The sequence below is a fragment of the Mesorhizobium sp. HAY1-8B genome (assembly GCF_056868045.1).
In genome coordinates, this window is record NZ_CP200321.1 from 4110994 (window position 1) to 4129433 (window position 18440).

Below are 18440 nucleotides of genomic sequence, written 5' to 3' on the forward strand. Positions count from 1 at the left end.
ACAAAGTCGGCCCGATCTTTCAATCGGGCCGATTATGTCGCGTTTTAGCGTTTCAAATTCTCAGCTGCAGCCGCTCGTAGCACCACACGTGTCGCACTTCTCGCAGGTCCCGTTCCGCACCATCGTGAAATTCTGGCACTCGGAGCAGGAATTGCCGGTGTAGCCTTGTAGCAGTGACCTAGCGCGGCGGTCGGCGGCGAGTTTCTTGGCTTCGGCGGCCTCGTTGGCCGCGGCGTCGGTGAACAGCGCCGCCGTGGCATCCGAAGTCTCGGAAGCCGCGCCCGCCGCTTCCTCGAAGGCGATGTCCTCGGCCAGTTCCTTGGCGCGATCCTCATAGTCGCGCTTGTAGGCGACCGCCTCGTCGCTGGCCGGCTTCAACGCCAGCACGTTGGAGCCGGAGAAGGCGGTCGGCGCCGAGCGGGCAGGGGTTCCGGTCGAGCCGCCGGCAAAGCCCTTCGGCTCGCTGCCGATTGCCCTCGACACCAGCTTCACCGGCGAACCACGGGTCAGGCCCTTGGAGACGGCGTCGGTCTTGCCTTCGCTGATGCCCCGGCCGAGCGCGGTGTTGGAGAAGTCCGACTGGTCGACATGGGCAAGGTCGTTGCGGCCGAGATAGGAGATGGCCAGTTCGCGGAACACGTAGTCGAGGATCGACGTCGCGCTCTTGATGGCATCGTTGCCGATGACCATGCCGGCCGGCTCGAACTTGGTGAAGGTGAAGGCGTGCACATATTCGTCGAGCGGCACGCCGTACTGCAGGCCGAGCGAAATCGCGATGGCGAAGTTGTTGAGAAGGCCACGCAGCGTGGCGCCTTCCTTGTTCATGTCGATGAAGATCTCGCCGAGGCGGCCATCATCATACTCGCCGGTGCGCAGGAAGATGGTGTTGCCACCGATCTTGGCCTTCTGCGTATAGCCCTTGCGGCGGCCGGGCAGCTTTTCCTGCTCGCGCGACACGCGTTCGATGATGCGCTCGACGATCCGCTCGGTGATCTGCGTCGCGCGCGCTGCCGCCGGAGCCTGGATCAGCTGTTCGAGGGCTTCGTCCTCATCGTCCTCGCCATCGGCGAGCAGCGATGAGTTGAGCGGCTGCGACAGCTTCGAGCCGTCGCGATAGAGCGCGTTGGCCTTCAGCGCCAGCTTCCACGACAGCATGTAGGCGCCCTTGGCGTCCTCCACCGTCGCGTCGTTGGGCATGTTGATGGTCTTGGAGATGGCGCCCGAGATGAAGGGCTGCGCCGCCGCCATCATCTGGATGTGGCTGTTGATCGACAGCGAGCGCTTGCCGATCTTGCCGCACGGGCTGGCGCAGTCGAACACGGCGAGGTGTTCGGCCTTGAGGAAGGGTGCGCCTTCCAGCGTCATCGCACCGCAGACATGGATGTTGGCGGCCTCGATGTCCTTCCTGGAGAAGCCCAGCGCCGGCAGCATCTCGAAAGAGAAGTCGTTGAGCTGCTCGTCGGTGAAACCGAACGTCTCCTTCACCCAGTCGGCGCCAAGCGTCCACTGGTTGAAGACGAACTTGATGTCGAAGGCCGACTTCAACGCCGCGTTGAGTGCCTCGATCTTCTCATCGGTGAAACCTTTTGCCTTCAGCGAGCCGGGGTTGATGGCCGGCGCCTGGTTGAGATTGCCGTGGCCGACCGCATAGGCCTCCATCTCGCCGATCTGGGCTTCGGAGTAGCCGAGCGTGCGCAGCGCTTCCGGCACGGCGCGGTTGATGATCTTGAAGTAGCCGCCGCCGGCGAGCTTCTTGAACTTCACCAGCGCGAAGTCGGGCTCGATGCCGGTGGTGTCGCAATCCATGACCAGGCCGATCGTGCCGGTCGGCGCGATGACGGTTGCCTGCGCATTGCGATAGCCATGCTCCTCGCCAAGCTCGATGGCGCGGTCCCAGGCGGCTTTCGCATGCTCTGCGAGCGCCTGCTGCTTGAGGTCGGAAGCGACCAGCGGCACCGGATTGACGGCCAGCTTCTCATAGCCATCCTTGTCGCCATAGGCGGCGCGGCGATGGTTGCGCATGACGCGCAGCATGTTCTGGGCGTTGCGGTCATAGTCGGGAAACGCGCCGAGCTCGGAGGCCATCTCGGCCGAGGTGGCGTAGGCGACGCCGGTCATGATGGCGGTGAGCGCGGCGCAGATGGCGCGGCCCTCGTCGGAATCATAGGGAATGCCCGAGGTCATCAGCAGGCCGCCAATGTTGGCGTAGCCGAGGCCGAGCGTGCGGTAGTCGTAGGAGAGCTTGGCGATCTCCTTCGACGGGAACTGTGCCATCATCACCGAGATTTCGAGAACGATGGTCCACAGCCGCACCGTGTGCTCGTAGGCGGCGATGTCAATCGTGCCGTCGGCGTTGCGGTAGGGCAGCAGGTTGATCGAGGCGAGGTTGCAGGCCGTGTCGTCGAGGAACATGTATTCCGAGCACGGGTTGGAGGCCCGGATCGCGCCGGCCGAAGCGCAGGTGTGCCAGTCGTTCATCGTCGTGTTGAAGTGCAGGCCCGGATCGGCCGACGCCCAGGCGGCGTAGCCTATCTTTTCCCAGAGATCCCTGGCCTTCAGCGTCTTCAGCACCTTGCCGTCCTTGCGGGCGGTCAGGTGCCAGTCGGCATCGTCCTCGACGGCGCGCAGGAAATTGTCCTTCAACGACACCGAATTGTTGGAGTTCTGGCCCGAGACCGTCAGGTAGGCGTCCGAATCCCAGTCGGTGTCGTAGGTCTTGAACGACATCGACGTGTAGCCCTGCTTGGCGAACTGGATGACGCGGTAGATGTAGTTCTCCGGCACGGCCGACTTCTTGGCTGCCTTGATCTCGCGCTTCAGCGCCGTGTTGATGGCCGGATCGAAGCAGTCCTCGCCATTGCCTTCGCAATTGACGCAGGCCTTCATGATCGCTTCGAGGTGCTTCTTGACGATCTTGGAGCCGGTCACCAGCGAGGCGACCTTCTGCTCTTCATTGACCTTCCAGTCGATGAATTCCTCGATATCGGGGTGATCGGCGTCGACAATGACCATTTTCGCCGCGCGGCGCGTCGTGCCGCCCGACTTGATGGCACCGGCGGCGCGGTCGCCGATCTTGAGGAAGCTCATCAGGCCGGACGAGCGGCCGCCGCCCGACAGTTTTTCGCCTTCGCCGCGCAGCAGCGAGAAGTTGGAGCCGGTGCCCGAGCCGTATTTGAACAGGCGCGCCTCACGCACCCACAAATCCATGATGCCGCCCTCGTTGACGAGGTCGTCCTGCACGCCCTGGATGAAGCAGGCATGCGGCTGCGGATGCTCGTAGGAGGATTTCGACTTGGTCAGCTTGCCGGTGAAGGGGTCGACATAGAAGTGGCCCTGGCTCGGACCGTCAATGCCATAGGCCCAGTGCAACCCTGTGTTGAACCATTGCGGCGAATTCGGCGCGACGCGCTGGGTGGCCAGCATATAGGCGAGCTCGTCGCGGAAAGCGCGGGCGTCTTCCTCCGACTTGAAGTAGCCGCCCTTCCAGCCCCAGTAGGTCCAGGTGCCGGCCAGCCGGTCGAAGACCTGGCGGGCGTCGATCTCGGAACCATAGCGCTCGGCTTCCGGCAGCTTGGCAAGTTCGGCGTCGTCGGCCACGGAGCGCCACAGGAAGGAGGGGACATCGTTCTCCTCGACCTTCTTCAGGCGCGCGGGGACGCCGGCCTTGCGGAAATATTTCTGCGCCAGGATGTCGGCGGCAACCTGCGAGAACTGCGCCGGCACATCGATATTGTCCAAGCGGAACACCACCGAGCCATCCGGATTCTTGATCTCGGAAAGAGCCTTGCGGAATTCGATCTCCGCATAAGCTGATTGGCCTGGCTTGGTGAAACGACGCTCGATGCGCATTGGTCCGGTCCTTTTGTCTATATATAGCGCTTTCGTCAGGGGATTTCTGCCCCCCAGGGCGAAAAGCGCAGTCCGCCGTTTGCCGACATCGCGAACAATGCCGGCATCTCCTCGTCGCAAGCGCCCGCAGCAACGGGCAATCGAACACCTTCCCAGGCGCCTACCCAAGCTGCAAACCGACCCCGCGGGTCCTCAACTGAAACTTTTGCGATTCCCTCCGTAGAGGGAAGGTCACACTATCTAGCGTCGAGCCTGCCTGCAAACACTAAATATAGTGTTAACAGATCATTTTTTCCAGACCGACAATTGTCCCTTTCGTCGCCCCACCACCCACAATCCCAACGCTTCCGCCGCCTCGTAAACAGGCGGAAATGCGGGCAAAAACACACATAATCCGGGAAAAAGACCGGGCTCAGAACTTTCCGGTCGCACTCTCAACAGGAGCACATGGCCTATAAAAGGCAACTCGTTTTGCGCCGTCAAGGATTCGTTTGCGTAGCTTTTGTGACCCCAACATCTTGTGTGTCACACATGTGGATAACGGGGATAGAAACGCGCCGCTGCGATTGCCATTTCCGGCGGCGATTACGCGCCGCCGACAGGCATGGGCCCTCGTTGGGATGCGTCTCGAAGCCCCCAGGCTGGCAGATCCGGTTCAGCCGTAATGCAGCTTCGGCTTCGGCTCGGTGCCGGTGAACTGCACGCCGATCCGGTCATTGCGGCGCCAGCGGACCTCGCAGCGGTAGGCCACGCCGTCGAGCGGCACATAGAGAAGGAATCGATCGGGAACCCGGGCCTCGAGCGGTATTTTCAATTCTGCGCCGCTCGCATGCTGGTTGCGCAGCATAACGGCGACTTCCGAGTTTTGAATCCCGGTGATGACGGAACCGCCCTTGAGCACGCGGGGACGGTGCTCGCGCTTCGGCTCGCCGGGTTCTTGCTGAAGTGGGTTTACAGGGTTCGCCATCTATCAAACGCCAGGTTAGCCATTCTCTAGCGAAGAAAAATTAGCAAACCATTCATGCGGCACACATCACAGGGTTGTGAGGCAGCCATGGCGCACGCGGAAGAGGTCGGCGGCCGGCTCTAGGAGAATCTGTGCGGGTCGGCGCAGAAATAGGCAATGATCTGGCAAAGGTCGGGTTCATTGACCATGCGCACCGCTTCGCTGGAATTGACCCATTTGCGGGTGCGGGAGTGTTTTTCCTTCCAACGATCGGCGATCTTGTCGACGTGCAGCGGGAATACCAGCACCTCGCAAGGCACCTCTTCACCCGAAGCCAGCACCTTGGCATAGAAGTAACGGCCGGCTTCGAGATGGGAGACGCTTCCGTGCAATCCGGCTTCCTCGCCGGCCTCCCGGGCCGCCGCTTCGCAAAGCGGCTCCTTGGCCTCCGGCCAGCCCTTCGGCAACACCCAGCGGCCGGTATCACGGCTGGTAATGAGCATGATCTCGACGCCGCTCCCGGTATCGCGCCAGGGGAGGGCGGCAACCTGCAGGCGGCACGGCGCGGTGCCGAAGAGTCGCCGGACCCTTTCAGCCAAATGGTGGTGCGTCGTTGGCCTCGTCAACATCGGAGAAGCTAGCCCCAGCCTCCAGAATCGTTTGCCGCCTCACGAATCTTACGGCTAATTGTCACCAATAAAAGTAAAAACTTTGGTCAGGCTGGCCGATTCCCGTCAATAAGCGTCGATTTCACAGGATATCCTGCCCCGCGGAGCCTTTCGCGGAAGCAAATATTGTCATCGATGACGGCTTAACTGGAAAAAGCGGTTTGTTACGAATCAGCCGACGTGATCGTCGGCGATCGGCTTCTGGTAGGTGAAGCCCATGTCCCAGGGGAAATAGATCCAGGTGTCCTGGCTGACTTCGGTGACGAAAGTATCGACCAGCGGCCGGCCCTTGGGCTTGGCGTAGACAGTGGCGAAGTGGGCCTTGGGCATCATCGCCCGAACGATGCCCGCGGTCTTGCCGGTGTCGGTCAGGTCATCGATGATCAGCACGCCCGCGCCATCCTCGGCAAGCAGCGCGGGGGTGACTTCCTTCAGCACCTGCAACTGCCCCTGGCTGGAATAGTCGTGATAGGAGGCGACGCAGACCGTCTCGATGATGCGGATGCCGAGTTCGCGCGAGATGATGGCGGCCGGAACTAGCCCGCCGCGCGTGATGCACACGATCGCCTTCCATTGACCCTTGTTGGCGCCGGCAAGCCGCCAGGCGAGCGCGCGGGCGTCACGATGGAACTGGTCCCAGGAGACCGGAAAGGCTTTTTCGGGAAGGGACATGTCTCGCGCACTCCGCAGCACGCGAAGGCCGCGTGCAAGAAAACAGGGGAATGCGCGCGGAATTAACTGGAAACCCTTGGCCTTGGCAAGGGCGCCCGGAAACGATCGCTGTGGACTTACCGCGACAGGAAGGCCGCCACCGGCGCGGTGCGCAACACCGAGCGTGTCACTCCGCCGAACAGGAGCCGACGCAGCCACGAATGGCTATAGGCGCCAAGAACGAGCAGATCGGCGCCGGTTTCGACGATCCTCGTCTGGATCATGTCCTCGACCGGGATGCCCCCCGATTTTTGTACGCACACGCCGACGCTGGCACCATGACGTGAAAGGGACGAAGCGATTTCGGTACCGGCTGCCTCCGGGCTGTCATCGAGCGTATCGGGCGGGTCGATGATCAATATCTCGGTCTTCTCGGCCTCGATGATGAAGGGCAATGCGTCAAAGGCGGCGCGCGCCGCCTCCTTGCTGCCGTTCCAGACGAGCAGCACGTGCTTGAAAGTGGTGAGCAACGGCCCCTGAGGCGGCACCACCAGCACCGGTCGGCCGGCATCGTAGACCAGCGTGCCCACATCGGCGCTCGGATCGCTGCCGGTTTCACTCTGCGCCGCGATGATCAGGTCGGCGGCGCGCACGCTCGAAATGCCGCTCAGGGCGCTGTCGCCGGAGAAGCTCTCCAGGCTGCGCCATTCGAAGGACAGGCCTGAATCCTCGATTTGCTTGAGAAAAACCGCCTGAAGCTTTTCGGCGCGTTCGCGGCTCATATCGGCCGATACCTGCAGGAACTCCGTGTCGGGAAAACCGGTTGCCGAGGTGTAGGGCACCGGAAGCGCCTCGGCATGGATGCCGATCAGATGGCTCTGGAAGCGGCTTGCGAGCGGAATGGCGCAGTCGAGCACGCGCTCCGCGTCCTGCTCGTTTTGCAGAATTGCAACGATGGTCTTGAAGTGCATGGTGATCCCTCAATCTGGCGAGCCTCGGAACTCGCGTGCAGGGAAACGCCGCTGCGCTGCGCTTGGTTCCGGCCTCAACTCGCCTTGGCGGCGAAACCCGCCACCATCGCCTCGACATCGGCGCGCGCGGCGTCGAGGGCCTCCTGGCTGCGGGCGCGAACCACCAGTTCGGTCCAGAATTTGCCATCGCCATATTTCGGATAGGAGCCGATGATCGTGTCAGGATGCGCTTTCTGGATCTCGCCCAATGGGCCACCGACGAGGCCCTCGCCGAACGGACAGTGCACCGTCGCCGACAGCATCTTCGTGCCGGTCTTCAGTGTCGGCACGACATTGTCGAGCATGGCCTGGAAGATCGAGGGCACGCCGGCCATGACATGGACGTTGCCGATGCGAAAGCCGGGCGCCACGGACACTGGGTTGTCGATGTGGTCGGCCCCGCGCGGCATTCGCGCCATGCGCTTGCGCGCCTCTGTGTACTCGATGCCGCGCGCGGCATAGCTCGCCTCCAGCATCGCATAGGCCTTGGCGTCGTATTCGCAGGGAACACCGAACGCCTTGGCGATCGAATCGGCAGTGATGTCGTCATGGGTCGGGCCGATGCCGCCGGTGGTGAACACATAGGTGTAGCGCGCGCGCACGGCATTCACCGCAGCTATGATCTCGTCTTCCTCGTCGGGAACGATGCGCACCTCCTTCAGGTCGATGCCGATCGCCGTCATGATATCGGCGAGGTGGCCGATATTCTTGTCCTTGGTGCGGCCGGACAAGATTTCATCGCCGATGACGAGCATGGCGGCGGTAACGATTTCGGTCATGGAGGACTCCGGCAGGACGGGTCGCCTGAGATAGCGCGGCGCGTGGCTGTCGGCAATGCCAACCGAGCGGGGAACAATCCATGCCGGGACGCGCCCGCTTCGACGCGAGGTTGCGGCGTGACCGGATGCGGTTAAGCTCAAACAGGTTCTGGTTGGTGAACAATGCTGATATCGATCCTGTCGTGGTTGCTGGCCGTGCTGGTCCTGCTGGCGGTTCTGGGGATTGCCTGCCCGGTGCTGGCGACGCTGTGGATCGCGGCGAAAGCGCAGAGACTGGTGCCGCCCATCGGAAAATTCGTCGAGATCGATGGCAACCGCATCCACTATGTCGATGTGGGCGAGGGGCGGCCGATCGTTTTCCTGCATGGGCTTGGCGCGCAACTCCATCACTTCCGGCACACGCTGTTCGGACACTTTGGCCCGGGCTACCGGCTGATCGCGCTCGATCGTCCGGGATCGGGCTATTCGGTTCGCGCCAATGGCGGCACGGGCCGGTTGCCCGAACAGGCGGCCTTGGTGCGGCGCTTCATCGAAAGACTGGGGCTGGAAAGGCCGCTGGTGGTCGGCCACTCGCTGGGTGGCGCCATCGCGCTGACCTTGGCCGTGGAATATCCCACGGCGATTTCGGGCATCGCCTTGCTGGCGCCGCTGACGCATCTGGAAACCCGGGCACGCCAGCGATTTGACTTGCTCTACATTCCCTCACGTCTATTGCGCTGGATCATGGCCTATACCGTGGCGATACCTCTGAGCTTGCGCTATGCGCGGCCGGCAATGGAATTCATCTTTGGGCCGCAGGCCTTTCCAGCGGACTACATGGTCGCCGGCGGCGGATGGCTCGGGCTGCGGCCAGGCCATTTCCAGGCAACATCAGCCGATATCGTGGCCATCGAACGGGATCTCGGTCGTATCGAACAACGCTATGACGAGATTGCCATGCCCGCCGGCATCCTCTTCGGAACCGCCGACCGCGTCATCGATATCCGCGTCCACGGCGAGCCTATGCGAGGCAGGATCAAGGGGCTCGATTTCGAACCTGTCGACGGCGTTGGCCATATGCCGCAGTTTGTCGAGCCCAAGCAGGTGACCGGTTTCATCGAGCGGATCGGCGCCCGAGCGTTTCCATCACCTCTGCCTCACGACAATTTCAATGAACCATCCGGCTGACTGGCGGGTTTACCCCGTGTCGCACCCAAGGCGACCAAGACACGGAGTAATTCAATGTACACGAAACTTCTCGCAGCATCGGTTCTGACGATCGGTCTCGCCACATCGGCGATGGCCCAGTCATCCGAGGGCGCATATTCCAATCATCACAACTGGTGGCCGTTCGGCAACGAAGAGTCTGCAGGCGTTGACCAGAACACGACCGGAAGCATCAATGGCGACCGGTCGGGGCTGGACACCCTTGGCAATTCGGGTGCGGTCGGCCCCTGTGCCTACAACACGTCTGGGCCCGACGCGAATGCCCAGGGCAACGTGAACGACCAGTACTGCGGCAAATAGTCAGCCGCTGGGCAGCCGTCGACCGTAGGACGCCGTCTCTCCTGGCGTCCGCGGTCGGCGCCCTGCCTTTTCCCGCAGGCAAGCTCTCTCCGGAAAACTTAGTCTGACACCTCGGTCTGCGGCCGGTCGCGGCCGTCAGCCAATTCCTCGTGCCATTTACCGTCGGCATCCTCATACTGGATGCCGTCCGTTGCGCCTGCCACCTGTTGCTCGGCCGAAGCGATCTCGGCTGCGCGCAGTGCGTCCTGATGGGTGGGAAATGTCTCCGAGAAGGTCGAACCGACCTTGTAGGCCCAGCCGCCGTCATGCTCGACGATCTTGTAAGTCAGCTTCGCCATCAAAACCTCCGGTTGAAAGGTCCGCCTGCTCAATGCAGCCGGTCGTCGGACAGCTTGTCTTCGGGCACCAGCACTTCCGATTCCCTCGCGGCCTCGATCAATGCCCGTCGCGCATCCGCTGTCGAACGATAACCTTCCAGCACTTTGAGGCAAGTGTCGAGGGCATCACGATGACGCGGGCCGCGATTGAGCGGCCACACCGTCATCAGACACTCCGCCGCTTCCTGGGTGCTGCGGATATGGCGATACTTGCCGACGTGGCCGAGTTCGACCACGACCGGCGTTTCGAAGGGTTTGTTGTCCATCATGGCCGCAACGCAAAACAGCCAATTTGGTTGCAAAAGTGGCTTTCAGCCTGCGCCCAAAAGTCGCGTCGCGTTTGCGACGCGCTTTAGGATGTATTCAGGTCAGGCCGAACCGGGGAATGGTTTCGAGAACCGGCGCCCAGCGTCCGTTTGGGTACCTGAGCATTGGAAGCGCAGAAACCTGCCGTTCGCAGGCGCCATCACCTGAATATCAACACACCCGAGGTCTTTTCCAAAAACCCGGATCCGTTTTTGGGTGACATGCATCGGCGTCTCAGTAGCCGCAATCGTTGCGCAGCCAGCGTGCGTTCGCCCAGCCGGTCGTGCCGCCGATTTCGACCTGATACCAGTTGCCGCGGCGGTCGAAGATCTCGACGTGATCGCCGTTGAACAGCTGGCCGATCATCCGCGATGACGAGTTCGGCCGTGTCCGCACGGCGAGAAAGCCGCTGCCGGTAGCCAGATTGTAGCGCCCGGACAGGCCGTGCACCGTACCTTCGCAATATTGCGCGACGCTCGGCGTCGATGCGCCGAGCCAAAACCCGGCCATGGCCACAAGCATCGCAGCCGGCAAGAATGCCCTGAACGACATGATTTCCTCCCAAGCCCGGCCGCGCCCACCGCAGCCTCACCCAACGTAACAGTTTGCGAACGAAATTGCAGCCGGGCCCGTGGCACCCGCGGCAAAGCAAGTAAATCCCAAGCCTTTTCAACGCCAGCCGGTTCGCATGCCGTCCATAATTGACACGCGGTGGCTTGGCGCGACCTGTGTCAACGCTTGCTGGAAGCGCTGCTCCGCGCCATTGCGGCGTCATTGCTTTGAAAGATGAAAGATAAACATTGAGAACAATTCGGATTGGCTAGAGATATCAAGCTTCTGGTGAATATTCTTGCGATGGATTTTAACCGTCCCCTCGGCGATGTTCAGCGCATCGGCGATAGCCGCGCTCGAATGTCCACGCAGGATCAGCGAGGTGATCTCGATCTCGCGCGGCGTCAGCACGCCGCCTGTCATCCGGTTCAGAGTCGCGTTTATCGGATCGACCGGTTCGCCGTCGTTTCCCCTCGAACTGAGGCGAGCGTTGCTCCAGTTCCGCTCGATCAAAAGCCGGATCACCGGTTCGGCATCGTGGATGACCTTGAGGTCGCGCCGTCCGAACGCCGGTGATTCCATCGGGCGGGTGAAACTGATGACGATGGCCGCGCTCCCCGCCGGCCGGCAGACGATGCCGACCTCGTCGCGGATTTTTGTCAGGCCGTAATGCTGGCGGAAATACTCCGAACTGTAGAACTGGTCCGGCGCCATTCTTCTCAGTTGCCTGACCCCGATGGCCTTCGGGTCCGTCGCCGCGCGATAGAAGGGATCGAGCAGATAAGGTCCGTTTGCATAGGCGGTGATCACGGTCGCCGCGCGTACGGGATCGATATTGTGGTAGAGGCAGATCGGCTTTTCCGTGCCGGAATAGGCGAAGATCATCACGATATCGAGGTCGATGACCGCCTTCAGCGCCTCTTCGATACGCTGCGGGAAGTCCGGCGTGCCGACCTCCTGGATCGCAGCGGCGATCTTTCGGTTCCACGGCGCAAAGCCTGCAATCACCACGATCTTGTTGTCCTCTGGCCGGGCTTCTGAACCTGTTCGAGGCTGCCCGAATTTTCTTCTCGTCTATCCCTATCGGGATATTCAGTTGCGAGAAGGTCAACCCTAGCCTCGGGACGAAAATATCGAGGCGGGCATATATGTCGACAGTCAATGAAGCCGGTGCGGCCTTCGCGTCTGGTGTTGAAAAGCTTGGCGCCAGGGCCGTGCACATCGGCATGATGGACCCGGCCGGCGAATTTCGCGACAAGCTTGTCTCCGTCGACAAGGCAGTCAAGCTGGCCGCCAGGGGTTATCCGTTCTGCGAGGTTCTCTATTTCTGGGATATCGCAGAGAAGACCTTCATCGACGGTGCTTTCATCGACCGGCCGGCATTCCTCGATGCAGCGAGCCTGCGCAAATATCCGTTCGCGGAGGATGCCGCGCTCTGCATCGCCGATTTCTCGGGCGATTTCGGCAAGCGTTCGCCGCGCAATCTTTGCCAAAGGCTGGTAGGGGAGGCCGCTGAACTTGGCTTCGACGTGTTCTCGGCCTTCGAATACGAGTTCTTCCTGTTCGACGAGACGCCCGAGAGCCTGCGTGCCAAGGACTATCGCGACCTCACCTATTTCGCGCAGGGCAACCGCACCTATTCGTTGCAGACATCGGCCATCCATGGCGACCTCCTGCAGGGCCTGCACGATACGATGACGACGATGGGGATCGGCCTCGACGCCATCCACACCGAACTCGGGCCGGGATGCTTCGAAGCACCGCTTACTTATGCCAAGGGCATGAAATCCCCGGACGACGCGGCGCTGTTCAAGAATTTCGCCAAGGCCTATTTCTCCCGTCATGGCCTGACCGCCGGCTTCATGTCGAAGCTTTCGCCGTCGCTGCCTGGCCAGTCCGGTCACCTGCATGTCTCGATGCGCGACCCTCAGGGCAATGCGGTGTTCGCCGATCCTGGCGCGAAAGATGGCATCAGCGGGCTCGGGCGTCATTTCATCGGCGGCCTGGTCAGGCTTATGCCGGAACTGCTGGCCATGTGCGCCCATACCGTCAACGCCTACAAGCGGCTGGTGCCCGGCGCCTGGGCGCCGACCTCGGCCAATTGGGGTGTCCAGAACCGCACGGCGGCGGTGCGCGTCATCAATGACGAGCCCGAATCCACCCGCGTCGAGTTTCGCGTGCCCTCGGCCGACGCCAACCCCTACCTGGCGCTGGCGCTCTGCATCGGCGCCGGCCTTTACGGCATCCGCAACGAGATCGAGCCGCCGGCCGGCAGCGGCGCGAATTTCTATGCCGCGACGCCTTCGCCGGAGGCCGTCTTCCCGTCAGATCTCGGCCAGGCGGCGGAGCGGCTCAACACAAGCACAATCGCCCGCGAGATCTTCGGCGAGGACTTCGTCGATAGCTTCGTGACCGGACGACGCTTTGAATATGGCGAGTACCAGAAACAGGTAAGCGAATGGGAGATCAGGCGGTACCTCGGCATCGTCTGATCGGGAATTTTGGGCTGATAACAAAGGAAGGGAACAGGCAAATGAAAAAGGGAACACCAGGCATCGGGGGCGTCGATCGCCGCGCGGTGCTGAAGGGCATGGGCGGCCTCGGGCTTGCGGTCGCGGGCGCCGGCATTCTCGGCATGCCGAAGGGCGCATCCGCCGCCGAGAGCCTCAACTACATGTGTTGGGAAGGCTACAACGCGCCGTCCATCCTGGACCCGTTCCAGAAGCAGAAGGACGTCTCCATTTCCGTCGACCTGATCACTGACTCCGCGGGCGGCTTCGCCAAGCTCGCCGCCGGTGCGTCGAAGGATTTCGACCTCGTTTCATCAGACAGTCCCTGGATCGCGCGCATGGGGCCGGCGGGCATCTGCCGCTACATTGACGACAAGGATTTCGCCGACCAATACGCCGAATTCTACCCGCAGTTCCGTGCGCCCTTCACGCCGCTGCAATTCGAAGGCAAGGCAACCGGCTTGCCGACCCGCTGGGGCTGGGTCGGACCGACGGTCAACACCAAGTTCGACAAGCTCGAGACCTGGTCGAGCTACGCTCCGGTTTTCGACGCCGCCTACAAGGACAAGATCTGCCTGCTGGACTGGGGCGATTGGCCGATCATGCCGCTGGCCCTTTACGCAGGCGTCAATCCCTATGTCGAACTCGACCAGCCAGCACTCGATGAAGTGCGCAAGGTGCTGCGTGCAGCCTTCAAGAACACCCGCGCCATCGTCGCCGACCTGGCGATTGCCCAGAAAGGCCTTATCGACGGCTCGTTCCGGGCACTGATCGGCGGCGGCACCTACGCCACCTCGTCGCTGCGCATGAAGGGCCACGATTACATCCAGTCGATCGTGCCCGAGCCGAAGAATGGCCTCAAGCAGGGCATCATCTGGATGGAGGCGACAGGCCTGATCGCAAACGACCGCGACTCCAAGGTCGCCGCCGACTTCCTGAAATACATCGTCTCGCCGGAGGTGGCCAAGCAGTTGTCGATCACCGAGGCGACCTGCAATCTCGTTCCGAACGCCAAGACGGAGGCGCTGTTCTCGGACGCCGAGAAGAAGGCGCTGCAGATGGATTACATGTGGACGGCCTGGGACAACAGCCACTTCCACACCGTCGCGCCGAACATCGACGACATGCTGGCGATCTGGCAGGAAGAACTGGCCGCGCGCTGAACGTCATTTATTGAATTGAAGCCCGCGCGTTACGGCGCGCGGGCTCCATGATATTTCACCCACATTCAGGGCGGGCGAATTTTTGACAACCGCAATCATCAACGCGCCAATCATCAATGCGTCTGGCATCGTCAAGGACTATGGCTCCATGCGAGCCTTGCATGGCGTGTCCCTCGACATCGGCGCGGGCGAATTCATGGCGCTTGTCGGCCCTTCCGGTTGTGGCAAGACCACGCTGCTGAAGATCCTTGCCGGTTTCGAGGACCCGACCGCCGGTGTGCTGGAAATCCAGGGCCGGAACATGCAGGGCGTGCCGGCCGCGAAGCGGCCGACGCGCATGGTCTTCCAGAAGCTGGCGCTGTTTCCGCACAAGACCGTGTCGGACAATATCGGCTTTCCGCTCAAGCTGCAGAAGGTGGCGAAAGCCGAGATGGACCAGCGCATCGCCGCCATGCTCGACCTCATGCATCTTAAGCGAGAGTACCTGACACGCTATCCCGTCCAGCTTTCCGGCGGCGAACAGCAGCGCGTGGCGCTCGCCCGCGCGCTGATCTCGCGCCCGAGCGTGCTTCTGCTCGACGAGCCGATGAGCGCGCTCGACGCCAAGCTGAAGAAATCGCTGCAGGCCGAGCTGAAGAAGCTGCACCGCGAACTCGGCACCAGCTTCGTCCTCGTTACCCACGATTTGGAAGAAGCCATGATGCTGGCCGACCGTATCTGCGTCATGCGCGCCGGCGAAGTCGTGCAACTGGGCACGCCGTCGGATATCTACTACCGCCCGGCCAACATGTTCGTCGCCGGCTTCATCGGCGAAACCAACTTCTTGCCGGTGTCCGTCTCGCGCGACGGTGATGGCGCAAAGGTTACTTCGCCGCTCGTCGGCGACAACGCAGCCGTGATCGCTGGGGAGCAGATTTCTCTCTTCCTGGGCAGTGGGGCGACAGCCCTGCTGGTTCGTCCCGAGACCATCCGTTTCGTCACCGGCGCGGCTGAACCCGGCGAATGGGTGCTGAACGGCACCGTCGAGGAGTATTTCATCAAGGGTTCGTCGACGCAGTATCGAGTTCGCGTCCCCGGCCTGGAGAAGGCCGTGGTCATGGATCTCGCCGGCTCGCTCGATCTCCCGGCCAAGGTCTCCGACAGCGTCAGGATCGGCTTTCATCCGACCCGCAGCTTCCTGCTTTCGGAGTGAGCCGTGCGGACCGATAGCAAGCGCTGGGGTGATCCGGTTCTCGTGGCGGCGGTGGCGCCGCTCGCGGTCGTGATGCTGCTGTTCTTCATCATTCCTTTGCTCATGACGGTGGTGCTGTCGTTCCAGACGACGCAATTCTATCGCCTGTCCTGGACCTGGGACCTCAAGGTCTGGACCGAAGTGTTCTCCAAGCCGCATTACTGGACCATCATGGCGCGAACCGTCGCCATGGCGCTGGTGTGCGTGGTCGTCTGCGTGCTCATCGCCTTTCCCGCCGCCTACGCGCTGGCGACGCGGCTCAGGGCCTATAATGCGCAGATCCAGATCCTGATCATCTTCGCCTTCCTGACCGACGCGGTGCTGAAGACCTTCGGCTGGATCCTCGTGCTCGACAAGAGCGGCGTCGCCAACTGGCTGCTGGCGCATCTCGGCCTCGGCCACGAAGCGCTCAATCTCCTGTTCACGCCGACCGGCACGATGATCGGCATGGTCTATGGCCTCGTCGTCTATCCGATGTTCACCATCTATTTGTCGCTGGTACGCATCGACCGAGACCTGGTGCTGGCCGCCTATGATTCCGGCGCATCGCGGCTGCGCGCATTCTTCGAAGTGACGCTGCCGCTTGCCCGTCCCGGGCTCTATTGCGGCGCCGTGCTGGTCTTCGTGCTCAGCCTCGGCGCCTTCCTCGAACCGAAGGTTCTCGGCGGTGGCACCGCGCCACTGGCTTCCGAGCTGATCCGCCAAAGCTTCGAGACGCGGGTCAACTGGCCACTCGGGGCGGCGCTGACGCTGGTGCTGATCGTCATCGGCGCTCTGTCGCTGTCGCTCGCTGCCTTTGTCCTGATGCGTGGATCGGCCAACCACGAAAGGTCTGTCCGATGATCCCGGAACGCCTGAAGGACAGGGTTGTCGACGTTTTCCTCGTCGGCACCATGGCGCTGCTGATCCTGTTCTTCTACGTGCCGATCCTCACGCTGGTGGTGTTTTCCTTCACCAACAGCCGCGTGCTGACCTTCCCGATCGAAGGTTTCTCGCTCGAATGGTATGGCGAACTGTTCCGCAAGCCCGACTTCCTGACGGCGGTCGCGAATTCAGCGATCGTCGCGGCGATCTCGACGATCTTTGCCACGGTGCTCGGCTCGGCCGGCGCGGTGGCGTGGATCCGCTATCGCTTCCGCTTCCAGAACATCTTCCGAGCCGTCAGCTTCCTGCCGTTGCTGTTCCCGCAACTCTTGCTCGGCGTGGTGATGCTGCTGTGGTTCTCGGTGCTCGGCAACTGGCTGGGTTTTTCGACCGGGCTGGCGACGGTGATCATCGGCCACATCGTCTACATCACCCCCTTCGCATTGGTGATCGTGGCCGTGCAGGTCCATGGCTTCGACGAGACGCTGGAGGACGCCGCACGCGATGCCGGCGCTTCCGGCTGGGAGGTGTTTCGCGAAATCACTTTCCCGCTGTTGTGGCCCGGCATTCTTTCCGCCGCGACCTTCGCCTTCCTCCTTTCCTGGGGAAATTTCTACGTTTCCTATTCGCTGGCAGGCACGGCGCGCACGCTGCCGATCTTCGTCTACAGCGGCATCGCCGTCGGCTCCTCGCCGATCTATCCGGCGCTCGCCACGCTCAACTTCATCCCCGCCCTGATCCTGGTTTTCCTGGTCGACTTCCTGCGACGCCGGGCGCTCAAACGACAGAAGCTGGCGACAGCCTGACCTCAAGCCAATTCCCAAGCCAATTCAAGGTAATGATCCCATGACCGCTTTCACCCCGGCCGTCTCCGGCAACTGGAGCTTTCCGACCTCCGTGCGCTTCGGCAACGGCCGGATCGCCGAACTGGCCGGTATCGTTCGCGAACTCGGCGCGAAGCGGCCGCTGGTCGTAACCGATGATGGCCTGAAGGCGCTCTTTCCGGTGCAGCGCACGCTCGAAGTGCTGAAGGGGAGCGGGTTGGATACCGGCTTCTTCCACAACGTCAAGCCGAACCCGACCGGCGGCAATGTCGCCGATGGCGTGGCGGTTCTGAAGCAGGGCCAGCACGATCTCGTCGTCGCCATCGGCGGCGGCAGCGCGCTCGATGCCGCCAAGGCGATCGCGCTGATGGCGACGCAATCCATCCCGATGTGGGATCTCGAGGATATCGGCGACAACTGGAAGCGTGCCGACACGTCCCATCTCGTTCCTGTCATCGCCATACCGACGACCGCCGGCACCGGCTCCGAGCTCGGCCGCGCCTCGGTCATCACCAACGAGACTGAGAAGCGCAAGGTCATAGTCTTCCATCCGCGCATGATGCCGGATGTGGTGCTCATGGACCCGGAGCTGACCACCGGACTGCCCGCCCATATCACGGCGGCCACCGGCATGGACGCGCTCTCGCATGCGCTGGAAGCCTATTGCGCGCCGAGCTATCATCCCATGGCCGAAGGCATTGCGCTCAATGCCTTGCGGCTGATCAAGACCTGGCTTCCGGTCGCCGTGGAGGATGGGCAGAACATAGAAGCCCGTGCGCAGATGCTGATCGCGTCCGGTATGGGCTGCGTGGCCCTGCAGAAGGGCCTTGGCGCGATCCATGCGCTCGCCCATCCGCTCGGAGCCCTCTATGACACCCATCACGGCCTGCTCAACGCTGTGCTGATGCCCTATGTCGTCGAATTCAACGCCCCGGTGGTGAAAGAGAAGCTCAGCTTGCTGGCGCGCTTCCTCGACCTTCCGACGCACGATTCTCGAGCAGTCGTGGACTGGATAATCGAACTGCGGGTCCGATTGCACATCCCCGCCACGTTGCCGGGGATCGGGCTGACCGACATCGACGAGGAGCGCGTCGCCACGATGGGCGAGAGCGACCCTTGTGCCGGCGGCAACCCGATCAAGCTCGATCGCGACAAACTGCGGGCCATCCTGCGGGCCGCCATCTCAGGCTAGCCCGCAAGGCAC

18 protein-coding genes are annotated in these 18440 nt (G+C 62.2%); 8 read left to right on the forward strand and 10 right to left on the reverse strand.

The window, feature by feature from the left end; genetic code table 11:
- Positions 1–60 precede the first annotated feature (60 nt).
- From AC1VON_RS19470 to AC1VON_RS19495, 6 genes are all read right to left on the reverse strand, one after another.
- On the reverse strand, positions 61–3849 hold the full coding sequence (locus AC1VON_RS19470) for a vitamin B12-dependent ribonucleotide reductase (protein ID WP_483124576.1): 3789 nt from the start codon (positions 3847–3849) through the stop codon (positions 61–63).
- Between the two features lie 655 nt (positions 3850–4504).
- Positions 4505–4816 carry a PilZ domain-containing protein gene (locus AC1VON_RS19475; protein ID WP_172350731.1) on the reverse strand — a complete coding sequence of 104 codons (312 nt, stop codon included), beginning with the start codon at positions 4814–4816 and terminating at the stop codon, positions 4505–4507.
- A gap of 119 nt (positions 4817–4935) precedes the next feature.
- On the reverse strand, positions 4936–5424 hold the full coding sequence (locus AC1VON_RS19480) for an NUDIX hydrolase (RefSeq protein ID WP_483124577.1): 489 nt from the start codon (positions 5422–5424) through the stop codon (positions 4936–4938).
- Positions 5425–5634: 210 nt separating this feature from the next.
- The gene (gpt, locus tag AC1VON_RS19485) at positions 5635–6135 is read right to left on the reverse strand and encodes a xanthine phosphoribosyltransferase (RefSeq protein ID WP_056566656.1); all 501 of its coding nucleotides are present in this window, start codon (positions 6133–6135) and stop codon (positions 5635–5637) included.
- A 116-nt stretch (positions 6136–6251) separates the two neighbouring features.
- Complete coding sequence (locus AC1VON_RS19490; protein WP_172350729.1) at positions 6252–7085, reverse strand: universal stress protein; 834 nt, start codon at positions 7083–7085, stop codon at positions 6252–6254.
- A gap of 74 nt (positions 7086–7159) precedes the next feature.
- Complete coding sequence (locus AC1VON_RS19495) at positions 7160–7903, reverse strand: competence/damage-inducible protein A (RefSeq protein WP_056566650.1); 744 nt, start codon at positions 7901–7903, stop codon at positions 7160–7162.
- Positions 7904–8065: 162 nt separating this feature from the next.
- Here AC1VON_RS19495 and AC1VON_RS19500 point away from each other — a divergent pair, with 162 nt between their 5' ends.
- Both AC1VON_RS19500 and AC1VON_RS19505 read left to right on the forward strand, forming a co-directional pair.
- Positions 8066–9070: an alpha/beta fold hydrolase gene (locus AC1VON_RS19500; RefSeq protein ID WP_483124578.1), complete on the forward strand. Its 1005-nt coding sequence runs from the start codon at positions 8066–8068 to the stop codon at positions 9068–9070.
- A 54-nt stretch (positions 9071–9124) separates the two neighbouring features.
- Entirely contained in the window at positions 9125–9409 is a 285-nt protein-coding gene (locus AC1VON_RS19505; RefSeq protein ID WP_172350727.1) for a hypothetical protein, read from the forward strand.
- A 98-nt stretch (positions 9410–9507) separates the two neighbouring features.
- Here AC1VON_RS19505 and AC1VON_RS19510 read toward each other — a convergent pair whose 3' ends face one another.
- The 4 genes from AC1VON_RS19510 to AC1VON_RS19525 form a co-directional block, all read right to left on the reverse strand.
- On the reverse strand, positions 9508–9747 hold the full coding sequence (locus AC1VON_RS19510; RefSeq protein WP_019857848.1) for a DUF2188 domain-containing protein: 240 nt from the start codon (positions 9745–9747) through the stop codon (positions 9508–9510).
- A gap of 29 nt (positions 9748–9776) precedes the next feature.
- Positions 9777–10055 carry a DUF982 domain-containing protein gene (locus AC1VON_RS19515; protein ID WP_172350726.1) on the reverse strand — a complete coding sequence of 93 codons (279 nt, stop codon included), beginning with the start codon at positions 10053–10055 and terminating at the stop codon, positions 9777–9779.
- Between the two features lie 271 nt (positions 10056–10326).
- Positions 10327–10644 carry an SH3 domain-containing protein gene (locus tag AC1VON_RS19520; protein WP_483124579.1) on the reverse strand — a complete coding sequence of 106 codons (318 nt, stop codon included), beginning with the start codon at positions 10642–10644 and terminating at the stop codon, positions 10327–10329.
- Between the two features lie 219 nt (positions 10645–10863).
- Positions 10864–11529, reverse strand: coding sequence for a helix-turn-helix transcriptional regulator (locus tag AC1VON_RS19525; RefSeq protein ID WP_483124580.1), 666 nt, complete (start codon positions 11527–11529; stop codon positions 10864–10866).
- 263 nt (positions 11530–11792) lie between these two features.
- Here AC1VON_RS19525 and AC1VON_RS19530 point away from each other — a divergent pair, with 263 nt between their 5' ends.
- From AC1VON_RS19530 to AC1VON_RS19555, 6 genes are all read left to right on the forward strand, one after another.
- On the forward strand, positions 11793–13136 hold the full coding sequence (locus tag AC1VON_RS19530; protein WP_483124581.1) for a glutamine synthetase family protein: 1344 nt from the start codon (positions 11793–11795) through the stop codon (positions 13134–13136).
- Between the two features lie 41 nt (positions 13137–13177).
- On the forward strand, positions 13178–14317 hold the full coding sequence (locus tag AC1VON_RS19535) for an ABC transporter substrate-binding protein (RefSeq protein ID WP_483124582.1): 1140 nt from the start codon (positions 13178–13180) through the stop codon (positions 14315–14317).
- An 82-nt stretch (positions 14318–14399) separates the two neighbouring features.
- Positions 14400–15509 (forward strand): ABC transporter ATP-binding protein, encoded by a 1110-nt coding sequence (locus tag AC1VON_RS19540; RefSeq protein WP_172350721.1) that lies wholly within the window; start codon positions 14400–14402, stop codon positions 15507–15509.
- 3 nt (positions 15510–15512) lie between these two features.
- A complete protein-coding gene (locus tag AC1VON_RS19545) occupies positions 15513–16391 on the forward strand; it encodes an ABC transporter permease (RefSeq protein WP_483124583.1) in 879 nt (292 codons plus the stop codon).
- Entirely contained in the window at positions 16388–17218 is an 831-nt protein-coding gene (locus AC1VON_RS19550) for an ABC transporter permease (RefSeq protein ID WP_483124584.1), read from the forward strand. Before AC1VON_RS19545 ends, AC1VON_RS19550 begins: the two co-directional genes overlap by 4 nt.
- 40 nt (positions 17219–17258) lie before the next feature.
- Positions 17259–18428: an iron-containing alcohol dehydrogenase gene (locus AC1VON_RS19555; RefSeq protein WP_483124585.1), complete on the forward strand. Its 1170-nt coding sequence runs from the start codon at positions 17259–17261 to the stop codon at positions 18426–18428.
- The last annotated feature ends 12 nt before the right edge of the window (positions 18429–18440 follow it).